The following is a 15,225-nucleotide window of genomic DNA, read 5'->3' on the forward strand; positions in this document are numbered from 1 at the left end:
GTAGAACATCAGCTTCCCAAGCTGAATACGCGGGTTCGATTCCCGTCATCGGCTCACCGAAGAACACCCCTTCCGACCAGAATCGGAGGGGGTTTCACTGTATCCGGGGTACGGTCACAGCCCCGGGAATGTACCCCGCCGCGCTCGGGCGCCGGTGATGGGGGGTTCGCGTAGCGGAATGGCCGGGATCGTGGCACGGCGAAGACGGATCCGCGATGACTTCCGCCCCAGCCCCTGCCCCCTGGGTCGCGGATCACCTCACTCCCGCAGGACGAGCTCCCCGGCGGGCTTGTAGTCGGACCCGCTGAGCAGCGTCAATGAGCGGTATCCGCTGCCGGGCGCCTGCACGTGATCCAGGAATTCGCGGTCGAGGTTCTCGTTGTAGATCAGCGCGCCAGAGCGGAGCTTCGGCTCGACCAGCTGCAGCACCTCCAGGGACACCGCGGGCGCCCAGCCGTCCAGCAGCAGGAAATCGATGTCGTCCGGGACGTCCGCCAGGGTCTCCCGGGCGTCCCCTTCCCGGATGTCCGCATAGTCGGCCAGCCCGGCACGGGAGAGGTTCCCGCGCGCGGCCTCAACCTTCTCCGGCACGAGTTCGGCGCTGTAGACCGTCCCGTTCGCTCCGCTGTCCCGCACCGCCGCGGCCAGGAACGTCGTCGAGAAACCCAGGGAGGTGGCGAACTCCACCACATTGCGGGCGCGTCCATGCCGTACCAGCAGGTAGAGCTGGTCTGCCTGCTCCGGACTCATCGAGAACCCGGTCCCGGGATGGTTCCGCGGATCCGGGTGATGCTGGTAGGTCTCCCACTCGATCATCCGCTCGCGTTCGTACAGCTCATCGAGCACGGCGAGGACCTGCGGATCGGTGATGAGGTTGCTGCTGAACGGCGGTCGTGGCATCGGTTACTCTCCGGTGTGCTCTTCGAGGACGGGGACAAGCTGGTCCAGGATATAGGCGTTGGACTGCGGGGACGCCACCGAGTACGCCAGCGAGATCTCGTCCGGCATCACGAAGGAGCGCCCGTCCTTCGTCGCACCGAGCCGCTTCCAGGCGGAATCGTCCTCCACCTCGTCAACGCTCCGGCCGATCGCGAAGCCGACGACCAGGTCAGCCTCCGCCTTCGTGAGCGTTTCATCGCTCAGCGGTGCCGAGAAACCGATGTCCCCCGCCTCAAGCTCAGCGGTCGTCGGATTCTCGGTGAAGCCGAAGTCAGTCAGACCGCGTGCACCGACGGTTGCTCCCCACCCTTCCTGGGTCGCCTCGACGGCCGTTACCGTCTTGTCCTGCCAGTCCGGATGCGCCTCCCGGATTTCGGCGAGCTTGTCCTCGTACTCGCTGACCAGTTCAGCGCCGCGCTCCTCCTGTCCGAGTGCCGTGGCGATCGTGGTCACCTGCTCGTCGAAACCGGTCCCGTAGTTGTCGGAGCCTTCCTGCACCCCCACCGTGGTGGCGATGTCGGAGAGCCTGTCGTGGCGTTCCCGGTCCCCGGAACTCTTCACGTCCAGGATCAGGTCAGGTTCCAGCGCCGCGATCTTCTCGTACTCGGGTTCCAGCGTGTCGATGATCTCCGGGGACTCGTCGTAGCCCTCCCCGTCCCCGATCCACGGGCCGACCCCGTCGCCACCGATGGCGAGCCAGTCGGACGCTCCGACCGGCTGCACGTCCAGGGCCAGCGCGGTTTCCGCGTCACCCCACCCCAGTGCCACAACGCGCTCGGGTTCCTCGTCGATGCTCACGTCACCGAACTTCGTGTCCACCGTCACCGGGAAGGACGCATTGTCGGACGCTCCGCTGTCCGCGTCCTCTCCCCCGCCGTCGCTGGAGCATGCGGCGAGCGACGCGGCGAGAGCTGTGGCGGCGAGCAATGCTCCAGCTCGGGTCAGGGTTCGGGGCAGTGGCATCCGGAACTCCTCAGGGCCATGAAGTTTGACATGCCTACCCTACTACCTTGACCGGTGCCAGCGGTCCACCCCTGTGACCACGGCGACCGGCACCGACCTACCGCATCTCGCCGACAAGCTGCTCCCAGAGTGCAGGGTCGAACGTCGTCGGCGAGACGTACACCATGTGCCGCACCGCGTTGTCCAGCTTGGCCCGCCAGACCCGTACCGCCCCCTCGACCTTCCCCGACAGCAGCGCATTGAGGATGTAGCGGTCATCCCCCACGATCCGCTGCACCGCCGGGGTGTAGTCCAACTGCAGCACCGAGATGAACATCCGCAGCCGCAGCGTGAGCGCATGGAACACGCGTGAGGACTGCGGAAGCCCGCTCGCATCCGCAAGGGTCTGCTGGAAGTGAAGGTCAGCCTGGTCCACGTCCGCGGCCGTCCCCTGGTCGACCGCGGCCACCACCGCGCGCAGGGCCAGCTGCGACGGCAGGAGATGGTGGCGGGGGCGCCCGGCGCAGGCCCGCAGGATCACCGAACCGACCTGCAGTCGTGCGGCGTACAGGTCGATGATGTCGTTGCCCGTGACCAGCGGCAGCGAAAAGGCGCCGCCGGAGGCGGTGAGCAGTCCGTCATCCACCATGCGGCGCATGGCCGAGCGCACCGCCGACACCGGGATGTCCATGTGCTGGGCCAGTCGGGTGCTCGTGACCCTGTCGCCCGGCTGGAAACCGGCGTTCATGATCTCCTTGCGCAGGGCAATCGCGATCTGCTCGGTCACCGAGATTTCATTCTGTAAATGTCTCGGTGTCGCACCCGCCCGGGCATTGGTGGGGGGAGGGTACTCCGCCAGAGATAAGTAGTTCGAGTCAAAATCGACGTCATTTTTCGCTGGACGTCCCCCCGGCCCGTCCTCACCGGAACCCCCCGCGGTATTCGCCTGGGCGGTCGCCGCCCGGCGCCACACCAACCCGTGGAGGCCGCGGGACACCGCGCCCGACATCTGCGCCAGCAGGTCGCCGGGAATCGCGTCCACGGACGGCGCGCAGGCGTCCAGGACCGACGACACCTGGCCCAGGAACCCGTCCCAGCTCTGCCCGCCCGGCTCCCAGATCACCCGGACCACACCGGCGGGAAGGTTCTCGTCACCGGCGTCGAACGCCGCCTGCCGCTGTGGCCACCCGGACACACCCGACACCCGAAGAACGGCCATCACCGCGGCCGCGCGCCGGTCAGAGGCCTGCCGTTCACCGGCGACCGCGTCCCCACCCTCCTCGAACAGGACGGTCAGGCGTGGATACTCCACCCGGAACTCCGTGATCCGCAGACTGCGGGACGCCACCGCCCCGACAGCTTCCACGGCATCCGCGGTCCCCGCCTCGTCCCCGCCGTCGCCGAAATGGACGCCCTCCCGGATCCTCCGCATCGACCGGCTCACCACGGGCTGGCTCAGACCCGTCATCAAGGCGATGCGCCGTGAGGAGTAGTCGCGGCCCCCCACACGCGGCCCGGCCGAGGCGAGGACACCGGCGACGATGTCGTCCGCCGCGTCCTGAATCCTGGGCCTGCCCCGTGCTGCCATGCCCATGATCCTCCCACACCACCCCCGGTACCGTCACTATTTCTGACTCAAAGAGTATCTGCCGCCGGAATTGCCCCTTTCGCCCCTGGACAGAACACAGCGACACTTGGCTTCCAGGAGACGCACGACCACACACCCCCGAGGAGGCCACCGTGACAACCGCACATCCCGTATCACCGATCAACCCAGCAGAGACGCTGACAACGACAGGGACGCCGATGACTGAGACGCCCGGGACACCGACCGTGAACACCGACAACCTCGAGACCTTCACCGACTCAGCGGTGGACAAGGTCATCAGGTGGCTCAACGCCAGCCAGGCCGCCGACTCCGGGGCCAAGCCCAACGCCTCCGCCCAGCGCCTCTCCGCGGTCCTCTCCGACCCCAAGGGCCTCGACTTCACCGTCGGTTTCGTCGACCGGGTCATCCGCACCGAGGACCGCAGGGCCGCCGCCCGCGCGCTCAAGGAGCTCGGGAACATCACCCCGTCCACGCTCAGCGCGCTGGACCGGGCCCAGATCACCATGGGATCCAAGCTGGGCACCACCTTCCCGGACGTCGTCGTGCCCGTCGCCCAGCAGCGCATCCGCGACATGGTCGGCCACATGATCGTCGACGCACGCGACAGGAAGCTCGGCAAAGCCGTCGCCGAACTCACCTCCGGCGGCCACCGCCTGAACATCAACCTCCTCGGCGAGGCGGTACTCGGTGAGTCAGAGGCCGACAAGCACCTCGAGGACACACGTCACCTGCTCGCCCGCGAGGACGTCGACTACGTCTCCATCAAGGTCTCCTCCATCGCCTCCCAGGTCTCCATGTGGGGCTTCGGGGACTCCGTGGACTACGTCGTCGAGCGTCTCGCGCCGCTGTACCTCGAGGCGGCGAAGGCCCCGGAGGGCTCCAAGTTCATCAACCTGGACATGGAGGAGTACCAGGACCTCAAGCTCACCATCGCCGTCTTCCGGCGCCTGCTCTCCCTGCCGGAGACGAAGAACCTCGAGGCGGGGATCGTCCTGCAGGCCTACCTGCCCGACGCCCTCGGCGCGATCCAGGAGCTCGCCGCCTTCGCCGACGGTCGCGTCGCCGACGGTGGTGCCGGCATCAAGGTCCGCCTGGTCAAGGGCGCGAACCTCGCCATGGAGACCGCCCACGCCGAGATCTCCGACTGGCCCGTCACCACCTGCGGGTCGAAGCAGGCCACGGACACCAACTACAAACTCGTCCTGCACTGGGCGATGCACCGGGAGAACATGCGCGGACTGCGCCTCGGTGTCGCAGGCCACAACCTCTTCGACATCGCCTTCGCCCACCTCCTCTCCGTCGACCGCGGGGTCACCGACCGCGTGGAGTTCGAGATGCTGCAGGGCATGGCCACCGAGCAGGCCGAGGCCGTGAGCTCCGACGTGGGACAGCTGCTGCTCTACGTCCCCGCGGTGCGTCCCCGCGAGTTCGACGCGGCGATCTCCTACCTGGTCCGCCGCCTCGAGGAGAACGCCGCCAGCGCCAACTTCATGTCCGGCATCTTCGACCTGGAGCCCGGCAACGAGATCTTCAACCGTGAGGCGACGCGTTTCCGCGCTTCCCTGGAGGACCTCGCCGCCCACCTCGCAGAGAACGGCTACACGGCACCGCTGCCGAACCACCGCCAGGACCGTTCAACCGACACCGAGCCCTCCGCCGGGGAGCTCGACGCACGCTACAGCGGCACCGCCGGGGAACTCCCCGCCTTCCGCAACGAGCCGGACACCGACCCGTCACTGACCGCCAACCAGCAGTGGGCCGCCGACGCCATCGCCACGTCCGCGACCGACGGCTGGCTCGACGCCCAGCCCGGCCCCCGCATCGTCGGGGACGCCGAGATCGACGGGCTGGTCACCTCCACCCGCGACGCCGCCGAGCACTGGGGCGCCCTGCCCGCCGCCGAGCGCGCCGCGATCCTGTACCGCACCGCCGACATCCTCTCCGCCCGGCGCGGCCACCTGGTCTCCATCGCCGCCGCCGAGGTCGGCAAGGCCGTCCCGCAGTCGGACGCCGAGATCTCCGAAGCCATCGACTTCGCCCGCTACTACGCCCACCACGCCATCGAGGCCGAGAACGTCGAGGGTGCGTCGTTCACCCCGGACAAGGTCGTGCTCGTCACCCCGCCGTGGAACTTCCCGCTGGCCATCCCGGCCGGCTCCACCTTCGCCGCACTCGCCGCCGGTGCCGCGGTGATCCACAAGCCGTCGAAGCCCACCCCGCACTGCTCCATGGCCATCATCGAGGCACTGTGGGACGCGGGCGTCCCCCGCGACGTCCTGCACGGGGTGTACCCCGCCGACCGCGGCGCGGGACGCACGCTGGTCAGCCACCCGTCCGTGGACCGCGTGATCCTCACCGGCGCGTCCGAGACCGCCGCGATGTTCGAGTCCTGGCGTCCGGAGCTGAAGATCAACGCGGAGACCTCCGGCAAGAACGGCATCATCGTCACCCCGTCCGCCGACCGCGACCTGGCCGTCGCCGACCTGGTGTACTCCGCCTTCGGCCACGCCGGCCAGAAGTGCTCGGCGGCCTCGCTGGGCATCCTCGTCGGGTCCGTGTACGAGTCCGAGCGCTTCCGGCGCCAGCTGCTCGACGCCGCGTCCTCCATGATCGTCGACTGGCCCACCAACATGCGCGCCACGATGGGCCCGCTCACCGAGCTGCCGTCCGACAAGCTCGAACGCGCCCTGACAACCCTGGAGCCGGGCGAGCGCTGGCTGCTCAAGCCCCGGCAGCTCGACGACTCCGGCCGGCTGTGGACCCCCGGCATCAAGGACGGTGTGAAGCCCGGCTCCTTCTTCCACCTCACCGAGGTCTTCGGCCCGGTGCTCGGCCTGATGCGCGCCGACGACCTGGACGAGGCCCTGGAGCTGCAGAACGCCACCGACTTCGGCCTGACCGGCGGCATCCACAGCCTCGACCCGTCCGAGGTTCGCCGCTGGGTGTCCGAGATCGAGGTGGGTAACGCCTACGTGAACCGCGGCATCACCGGCGCCATCGTGCAGCGCCAGTCCTTCGGCGGCTGGAAGCAGTCCTCCGTCGGCCTGGGCTCCAAGGCCGGCGGACCGAACTACGTGATGCTGATGGGCTCCTGGTCCGACGACACCACCGCGCCCGGCTCCGTGGTCGCGACCGGCAGCTCCGCGGTGGACGGCTTCATCGCCGAACTGCTGCAGAAGTCGGCGCTGTCCGAGGGGGACGCCGCCTGGCTCTCCGCCGCCGGGGCGTCCGACACCGCCGCATGGGAGTCCGAGTTCGGCACCCCGCGCGACCTCACCGGGCTGACCGCCGAGGCCAACATCTTCCGCTACCGCCCCGCCCACGTGGTGCTGCGCGTCAGCCGGGATGCGGCACCGGTCGAGGTCGCCCGTGCCCTTCTCGCCGCACACCGGGCCGGGTCGCCGCTGCGCGTCAGCGTGGACCCGTCGGCCCCGTCCGGGGTGACGACGGTCCTGCGCACGGGTGCCCGGCTGTTCCCGACGTTCTCCTTCGTCCCCTCCGACGACGGGGCCTTCACCGCGAAGCTCGCCGCCGGGGAGCTGGATGACGGTGTCGGTGCCCGGGTCCGCGTGATCGGGACGCAGAGCCCGGAGACACTGGAGAAGCTCGCGGAGCGTCCCGAGGTGTGCCTGCTGAATGACGGGGTCACCGCATCCGGACGTGTGGAGCTGCGCTACTGGCTGAAGGAGCAGGCAGTGTCCATGACGCTGCACCGCTTCGGCAACCCGAGCCCGGAGTTCCACGCGCTGGCCGACGAGATCACCCGGGGGTAGGAGCGTGGGTTCGTAACCCGCTCATTGTGTCCGCCCACGGCGGGGGCTGCCCCGCTGCGCTGCGCTGGACCGGCAACTCCGCACCGCTTTCGCGTCGTCGACTTAAGTCGACGTGCCGAGAACGGTGCGAAGTTGCCGGTCGGGACTCCGAAACGGGAGCTAAAGCCCCGCGCTCGTCAGTGAGCCCCCTCAGTGAACCCGGTTTCCTGCGCAGCCACCTTCTCCGCAGCCTTCGCCTTCTGCTTCCTCGACCCCGTCCCGTCCTTGCCGCGGATGAAGATGAGGCTGGCGGCCGCACCGATCACCGCGAGCACCGCCGCGATGATGAAGATGCCGTGCAGTCCGTCGATGAAGAACCCCAGCGACTGGTTCGCCAGGTCCGGTGACACCTTCGCGATCTCCTGGAACAGCCCGCCCTCGGCGGCGCCCCTGACCTGCTCCTCCATCTCCGGCGACGCCCCCGGCATCTGCGCGATGTTCAGGTCGTCTATCCCGGAGTTCACCCGGTCCGACAGGTACGCCCCGTACACCGCCACACCGAAGGCCGTGCCCAGCGGCAGGGCGGTGTTCGCCAGGCCGGTCGCCATACCCGTCCGGACGGAGGGCACCACCGCCACCGCCAGCGACATCACGTGCGGCAGCATCAGCCCGGTGCCCGCACCCAGCACCAGGTACATCGGCAGCAGGTCGGACCAGCCGGACCCCACGTCCATCACCAGGCCCAGCATCAGGCCACCGGCGACGACGAGCATGCCCGCGGCCTGCACGATGCCCACCGGGATCCAGCGCACCAGGGTGATCCCGATCGCGGAGAAGACCACCATCGGCACGGCCAGGGCGCTGGAAACGTAGCCGATCTCCAGCGCGGAGAGCTCCAGCTGCCCGGCGAGCCACAGGATGATAAAGGGCATCATGCCGAAGCTGAACATCCGTGAGGCGAAGGCGTTGAAGGTCACGGTGGCGAAGGCGGGGATACGGAACAGGCGGAAATCGACCATCGCGTGGTCCCGCTTCGAGAGTTCGTACAGGACCAGTGCGGCGAACAGCAGGACACCCGCCGCCAGCGACGCGATGATGATCTCGCTGGTCCAGCCCTGCTCCTGGCCGTCGATGATGCCGTAGTTCAGCAGCACCAGCGACGCGATCGTCAACAGCATCGCCACCACCGAGATCCTGGCCCCGGGACTGGTGGACGCTGCGGACCCAACCGACGCCGCGGACGCGCCCGCCCGTTCCGCTCGCGCCGCCGTGTCCTCGCCGTGGAGGTCCGGGATGAACACCAGCGTGGCGATGATCACCGCGATGCCGATGGGGATGTTGATCAGGAAGATCCACTCCCACGTCCCGGTCTCCACCAGCGCACCGCCGACCAGCGGTCCGAAGGCGCTCGCCGCGCCGCCGATGCCCATCATCGCGGCGACGGCGCGGGTCCGTTTCGGTGCGGCAGAGGCGTCGTCCGGGTCGAAGGCGTCCGCCAGCAGTGGCGTGCACGTGCCGAACACCAGCGCACCACCGGCACCCTGCAGGGCGCGGAAAGCGATGATCCCCGCTTCCGAACCGGTGAGGATGCAGCCGATGGACGCACCGAGGAACAGGACGTGGCCGATCAGGAAGATACGCCGGCGTCCGACGATGTCGGACAGGCTGGCCGCGGCGAGCATCAGGGAGGCGAAGGTGAGGCTGTAGGCGTTGATGACCCACTGCGCGCCGGAGAGAGACAGCCCGAGGTCCTCGGTGATCGACGGGAGTGCGACCAGGACGATGGTGATGTCGATGGTCACCATCATCGTGGTCAGGGCGGCAACGGTCATGCTCCAGCCCACCGGACGGGGGCTCGGCAGCCGGTGGCGGCCGGAGGTAGGTCGGGACGAAGACATTCCACAACTGTATCGGAGCGGAAACCGTCCGCCGGCGTTTCACCGCGGTTCGGCAAGTATTACGGACCCGTAACGCCGCCACCCCCACACGCCGCATCGTGACAAACCACACACTCGACCCCGAACGTGACGGGCCTCAATCAATTCACCCCCCTCGCAGCGCTAGCCAGAACGCCGGGAAGCCGTTAGCATGGTGTCGCTATCGTTACCGGTCACCGCCAAAGTGCGCCCACTCCAGGGCAGTACCGTTCCGTGGGCGGCAGCCCACCGAACCGGCGGCCGGACAGCGATCACCCTCACAACTCCACACCCTGTCACCGACGACCTCCCGCCCAGCGGCCCCGGACAACGTTAACGATTCGTTACCAACCCTTCGGGCCCCGTGATTGTTGGGTAGGGTCCGTAGTCACAGGTCACAGACCGACAACCTCACAGACACCCCTCGAAAAACAGTCCTTTCACATCTTGTCCCTTTCTCCATTCCCGACCCCACAAGAGTCGGCAGAACAAAGTGAATCGCCGTGATCCTCGGAAAACCACCCACAGTTCCCTCTCCCGCCCCTCCCCCCACCTCCACGGGCACCCCTGACGTGCTCCCCGACGACATCAGTCCCTCCACGGACGGTGCCATCGACGCAGTCGTCTCCCCGGACAGTGCCCCCAGCTCGCACTCCCCCGCGGCCCGCACCAGTTTCCAGCGCATCTCCAGCGCCCGGGACAATCGCCAGGACCGCCACATCCAGCGCAAGTGGTACTTCATCGCCACGGACGCGATCGCCATCTTCCTGGCCACCTTCGTCGCCAACGCCGTCAGCCTGTGGCTCTGGGAGCCGCTGGGCTGGGCGCTGGTGGAGCGCGTGTTCTCCCTCCGCAGTTTCGGCATGACCGCGCTGCTCACCATGTGCTGGGTGTTCGCCATCAGCCTGGCCCACGGCTACAGCCACCGGGCCCGGGCCTTCCCACCGATCGGCCGGGAGTTCGTGATCAAGGGCTCCCTGATGTACGCCGCGATCCTGGCCTGCGTCGACGCCGTGTCCAGTTACGGCCTGTTCCGCCAGTTCGCCCTGGTCGGCCTGCCTGTGGGACTGGCGTTCCTGTTCGCCACCCGGTACCTGACCCGCCGCTACACGGAACGTTTCCGCTCTGACCTGCAGCGCAGCTTCCTCGTGATCGGCAATGTCGCCGATGTCAACGAGCTGCTGGAGACGTCCTGGCACCGCGAGAACGAGAACCGGTGGATCCACGCGATCCTGATCACCGACCCGGAGAACCGCAACAAGCTCCTGGACACCGGGGACGCGCCCATCGACTCCATCTGCATCAGCGACAGTTTCTCCAACGAGGACTTCGTCGCCACCGCCGCCGGCTACAACTGCGACGCCGTGTGGGTCGCGTCCCTCGCCGAGTTCGGGCACCGCAACCTGCGCCGCCTGTCCTGGCACCTGGACCGGCTCAACATGCGCCTCTACCTCGACCCGATGATCGAGGGGATGGCCGGTACCCGCCTGAACGTGGTCCCGTTCGGCCCGTCCCACGCCCTGTACGTGGACCGGCCCCGGTTCAATGCGGCCAACGGCCTGGCCAAGCGCGCCTTCGACATCGTCGTCTCCGCGGCGGCGCTGGTGGCGGTCTCCCCGATCCTGGCGATCACCGCGATCGCGATCAAGATCGAGGACGGTGGCCCGGTCTTCTACGTCAGCGACCGGATCGGCTACCACGGCAAGTCCTTCCGCATCTTCAAGTTCCGCAGCATGCACACCGACGCCGATGACCGCCTGCAGAGGCTCCGTGAAGATGTCGGCGCCGAGGGCCTGTTCAAGATGAAGGACGACCCACGCATCACGAAGGTCGGCAAGTTCATCCGCAAGACCAGCATCGACGAACTGCCCCAGTTCGTGAACTCACTGCTCGGCTCGATGAGCGTCGTGGGTCCGCGGCCCCACCTGCGCCACGAGGTCGACGCGTTCGGGGACGACATGCGGATGCGCATGGAGGTCCGCCCGGGCATCACCGGCCTGTGGCAGGTGTCGGGCCGTTCCGACCTGACCCCGCACCAGGCGGAGCAGCTCGACCTCTACTACGTGGACAACTGGTCCCTCTCCCTCGACGTCAGGACGATGCTGCAGACGGTGCAGGCCGTCGCGGTGTCGCGGGGTGCCTACTAGATGACAAAACCTGTGCGAGTCCTGCATGTCACGGACTGCTTCGACGGTGGGGTCGCGACAGCGGTGAACCAGTACGCCGGGCTGACCCCGGAGTACAGCCACCTGCTGCTCGCGAACAACGCCCGCAGCTCCGCCCCCGTCGCAGGACGCGCCCCCGGGGTGTTCGCCGTGGACCAGGAGCTGCCGGAGGAGCCGGTGGCGGCCATCGCCGCGATCCGGCGTGCCGTGTCCGCCCACCGTCCCGACGTGATCCACGCCCACTCGAGTTTCGCCGGGGCCTACGCCCGCATCGCCTCGCTGGCCGACCGGGTGACGCCGGGCCGCACGGCCGTCCCAGTGGTGTACACCCCGCACAGCTTCGCTTTCGAGCGCGCCGACATCCCGGCGTGGAAATCCCGGGTGTTCCGCCTGATGGAACAGGCCCTCTACCCTCTGACCGGTGTCGGGGCACCGTGCGCCGAATGGGAGGGCGAGCTGATGCTGAGCCTGGACCTCCTGGGCACGCGGATCCCCGGCCGACCGGGACGCGTCCCGGTGGTGGTCGTCCCCAACGCCCTGGCCGGGGATCACCCGGCCGAGCCGGACAGCTGGTCGCCGCCGGCCGATGGTGAGCCCCCGGTCATCGGCGTGGTCTCCCGGGTCACGCCGCAGCGCGACCCTGCCTTCTTCGCGGAGACCGCGCGCCTGATCAGGGCGGAACGTCCCGGTACACGCTTCACCTGGATCGGTGACGGCGATGGGAAAGACTCCGAGCTGGTCGACCTCCTGGAGGACGCCGGCGTCGAGGTCACCGGGTGGCTGTCCGGGGACGAGCTCCGCGCGCGGGTCGCCGGGCTGTCCCTGGTGATCCACACCGCCCGCTGGGACGGGTTCCCCATGGCAGTGCTGGAAGTGCGCCGCATCGGCGTCCCGCTGCTGGTGCGGGACATTCCCGCCCTCCAGGAATGTCCCGCGACGGCCCGCTTCGACACCCCGCGGGACGCTGCCGCGAAGGCCCTGGAGATCCTCGACGACGGCCGCGACCCGTCACACTGGACGTCGCTGGACAAGGCGCACACCCCGGAGCGCCAGCGGACCACGCTGCGCGAAGCGTACGACCTGGCGCTCCGGGGCGGAAAGGTCAGGGTATGAGCACACAGCAGGCACTGCGCCCACGGGCCGCCCGACGCCCGCGGCCCCTCCGGCAGTTCAGCATGGCGGCCTCCCCCCTGGTCGTCGCCGTCATCCTCGGCCTGGTGGCCATCGTCATCGGATTGATCGCCCGCGCCACGATCAGCGGTCGCTTCGGGGGGTTCGGCAACGACGCGGGAACCATCCAGGACATCATGAGTTCCCCGATCAGTGCCGAGGACATGGGCCTGGGCTCGTACTCGGTGATCGCCGAGTTCTACCAGGCCCTGGGCATGTCGGACTCCCCCACCGCAGCCAGTGTGCTCGGGGCGGTGATCGGTGCGACCGCACTGGGCATCGTCCTGGTGCGCGTCGGCGGGGTGCACGGGGGAAGGATCTCCCTGGTGCTGGCACTGGCCACACCCGTGCTGATCGGCCTGTACCAGGCGACGTACACCAAGGAGGTGCTGATCTCCCTGGGGATGATCGTGATCGTCCTGATGCCGCTGAACCTCGTCGGCGAGATCATGGTCATCGCCGCCCTGGCCATCCTCGGCGCGGAGTACCGCACCTACTGGGTGATCGTCGCGGTCATCTACGTGGTGATCAGGCTGCTGCTGGCACGCCGGCATACCGTTACGGGTCGGCGCATACGGTTCACCGTCCCGCTCGTCGTCTGGATGATCGTCGGGCTGTCCGCCGTCGCCGGCCTGGCCGTGTGGCTCGGAACGGGCAACCCCGCCGACTACTTCCGCTCCGCCGTGAACGAGGGCGAGGCCAGGCAGGCCAACACGGGTTCACTGATCAACCGTTTCATCGAGCTCCCCGAGCCACTCGGCGGCATGGTGAACGTGGTGCTGACCACCCTGTTCTTCATCATTCCGCTGCCGATGCTGGCGAAACTCTCGCCGTACTACCTGGCGATCGGCCTGGTATTCGCCCTGATCTGGATCAGCACCGTTCGCGCTGCGGCAGCCACCGGAACCGCTTACGGTTCACATGACAATCCCGAACGGTCGTCGCGGGTGCCCACCCGGGACACGAAACTCATGGCCCGGTTCGTGGCCGTGCCCCTGTCCTTCCTGATCGTGCAGGGGCTCTTCGAACCGGACTGGGGTTCCGCACTGCGGCATGCAACGCCGATGGTGCCGCTCATCGTCGGGGCTGTCGCCCTGGCCGAGCGCCACAGAAGAACAACAGCCCAGCCCCGGCCCCAACAAGACTCTCCGAACTCTCCGAATCAGAATCAGCAACAGACAAGGACCATCGCCATGACTGCCCGCCACTCCCTCCCCGCAGACGGCGCCGCCGAGAAGAACTACCTGGCGACCTACTTCGGGTACCTCAAGAAGTGGTTCTGGATGATCGTCGCCGGTGCCGTCGCAGGCGGACTCATCGCCTGGGGTGCCTCGGCACTGATGGACAAGCAGTACTCCGCCACGTCCCAGCTCTACGTCGGGGTGGCGGGGAACACGAACTCCATGGACGCCTACCGCGGATCCATGCTCAGCCAGGACCTGGTGGGAACCTACGCCGAGATCGGCACCAGCCACGCCCTGGGCGAGCGTGTCGTCGAGGACCTCAACCTCGACATGACCGCCGACGAGGTCTCGGAGTCGCTGACCGCCGGGGCGAACCAGGACACGGTGATCCTCAACCTGAGCGCGGTGTCCGACGATGCCGAAGAGGCCCGCGACATCGCCAACTCGGCGTCCCACCAGCTCTCCGAGATGATCGGCGACCTCAACACCACGGACACCGGCCAGAGCTCCGGTGCCCCGACCCTGTCGCCGTTGAACGACGCGCAGACCCCGGAGGACCCCGCCTCACCGAATACACTGCAGAACGTGCTGATCGGTGTGGTCATCGGCGCAGTCCTCGGCATCCTCGTCGCCCTGATCCGCGGCATCACCGACAAGCGGATCCGCGACAAGCGGGAGATCGAGACGATCGTCGGGGTCCCGTCCGTCGGCACCATCAGCACCTCCGACAAGCTGGCCCAGTCCCACGTCCTCGACTTCGGTGCGGCCCCGGTGATCGCCGCCGAGCAGTTCCGCGAGCTGCGCACCAACCTCCGCTTCCTGGACGTCGACAACCCGCCGAGCATCATCGCGGTGACCAGCGGAATGCCCGGTGAGGGCAAGTCCACGCTGGCCACCAACCTAGCCCTGGCCCTCGCCGACGACGGCGAGAAGGTCTGCCTCGTCGACGCCGACCTGCGCCGCCCGCGGGTGGCCGACTACCTCGACAATGACCTGCAGTCCGCGGTCGGGCTGTCCACCATCCTCTCCGGCGCCGCGGACATCGAGGACGTCGCCCAGGAGGTCAACGCCGACGGACTGTGCGTGATCACCTCCGGTCCGCAGCCGCCTAACCCGGCGGAGATGCTCGGGTCGAAGCGCTTCCAGTCCCTGCTCCGGGAACTCGACGAGAAGTACGACTACGTGATCATCGACGCATCCCCGGTCATCCCGGTGACCGACGCCGCCCTGGTCGCCGCCGCCGCTGACGGCGTGATCCTGGCCGTCCGCCACGGCAACACCACCAGCGACCAGCTGAACCACACCGCCGACAGTCTGGACCAGGTCGGTGCGCACGTCCTCGGCACCGTGTTCACCATGACCCCCAACAAGGGTCAGGGATACTACAAGGACGGTTACGGCTACGGTTACGGCAACACCGCCAAGGCCGTGGACAAGGCCCGGACCACCGCCAAGCCGGCGGAGAAGCCCGCGGACAAGCCGGACGGGGACGCCGCAGCAGGAGACGAACACTGAGTTCCGACACATCCGGTTCCGGGAGGTTCGGGC

8 protein-coding genes are annotated in these 15,225 nt (G+C 68.2%); 4 read left to right on the top strand and 4 right to left on the bottom strand.

All coding sequences use genetic code 11. The features are described 5' to 3' along the window. Positions 1-258: 258 nt before the first annotated feature. The 3 genes from ACTIL2_RS06945 to ACTIL2_RS06955 form a co-directional block, all read right to left on the bottom strand. Positions 259-900: an O-methyltransferase gene (locus ACTIL2_RS06945; RefSeq protein WP_442336724.1), complete on the bottom strand. Its 642-nt coding sequence runs from the start codon at positions 898-900 to the stop codon at positions 259-261. Positions 901-903: 3 nt separating this feature from the next. Next, positions 904-1,902 carry an iron-siderophore ABC transporter substrate-binding protein gene (locus ACTIL2_RS06950; RefSeq protein ID WP_442336725.1) on the bottom strand — a complete coding sequence of 333 codons (999 nt, stop codon included), beginning with the start codon at positions 1,900-1,902 and terminating at the stop codon, positions 904-906. Between the two features lie 97 nt (positions 1,903-1,999). After that, positions 2,000-3,469 (bottom strand): GntR family transcriptional regulator, encoded by a 1,470-nt coding sequence (locus ACTIL2_RS06955; RefSeq protein ID WP_442336726.1) that lies wholly within the window; start codon positions 3,467-3,469, stop codon positions 2,000-2,002. Between the two features lie 218 nt (positions 3,470-3,687). On the opposite strand from ACTIL2_RS06955, the gene ACTIL2_RS06960 reads away from it, so the two are divergent. Continuing rightward, positions 3,688-7,263, top strand: coding sequence for a bifunctional proline dehydrogenase/L-glutamate gamma-semialdehyde dehydrogenase (locus ACTIL2_RS06960; RefSeq protein WP_442336727.1), 3,576 nt, complete (start codon positions 3,688-3,690; stop codon positions 7,261-7,263). Positions 7,264-7,439: 176 nt separating this feature from the next. Here ACTIL2_RS06960 and ACTIL2_RS06965 read toward each other — a convergent pair whose 3' ends face one another. Then, positions 7,440-9,140: an MFS transporter gene (locus tag ACTIL2_RS06965; protein ID WP_442336728.1), complete on the bottom strand. Its 1,701-nt coding sequence runs from the start codon at positions 9,138-9,140 to the stop codon at positions 7,440-7,442. A 590-nt stretch (positions 9,141-9,730) separates the two neighbouring features. On the opposite strand from ACTIL2_RS06965, the gene ACTIL2_RS06970 reads away from it, so the two are divergent. Genes ACTIL2_RS06970 through ACTIL2_RS06980 form a run of 3 tightly spaced genes read left to right on the top strand, consistent with a single transcriptional unit; the run spans position 9,731 to position 15,192 of the window. Beyond that, a complete protein-coding gene (locus ACTIL2_RS06970) occupies positions 9,731-11,305 on the top strand; it encodes a sugar transferase (RefSeq protein ID WP_442336729.1) in 1,575 nt (524 codons plus the stop codon). Continuing rightward, the gene (locus tag ACTIL2_RS06975) at positions 11,306-12,436 is read left to right on the top strand and encodes a glycosyltransferase (RefSeq protein WP_442336730.1); all 1,131 of its coding nucleotides are present in this window, start codon (positions 11,306-11,308) and stop codon (positions 12,434-12,436) included. Further along, positions 12,433-15,192: a polysaccharide biosynthesis tyrosine autokinase gene (locus ACTIL2_RS06980; RefSeq protein ID WP_442336731.1), complete on the top strand. Its 2,760-nt coding sequence runs from the start codon at positions 12,433-12,435 to the stop codon at positions 15,190-15,192. Before ACTIL2_RS06975 ends, ACTIL2_RS06980 begins: the two co-directional genes overlap by 4 nt. Positions 15,193-15,225 lie beyond the last annotated feature (33 nt).

Source organism: Corynebacterium sp., from assembly GCF_052107835.1.
Lineage (GTDB): Bacteria > Actinomycetota > Actinomycetes > Mycobacteriales > Mycobacteriaceae > Corynebacterium.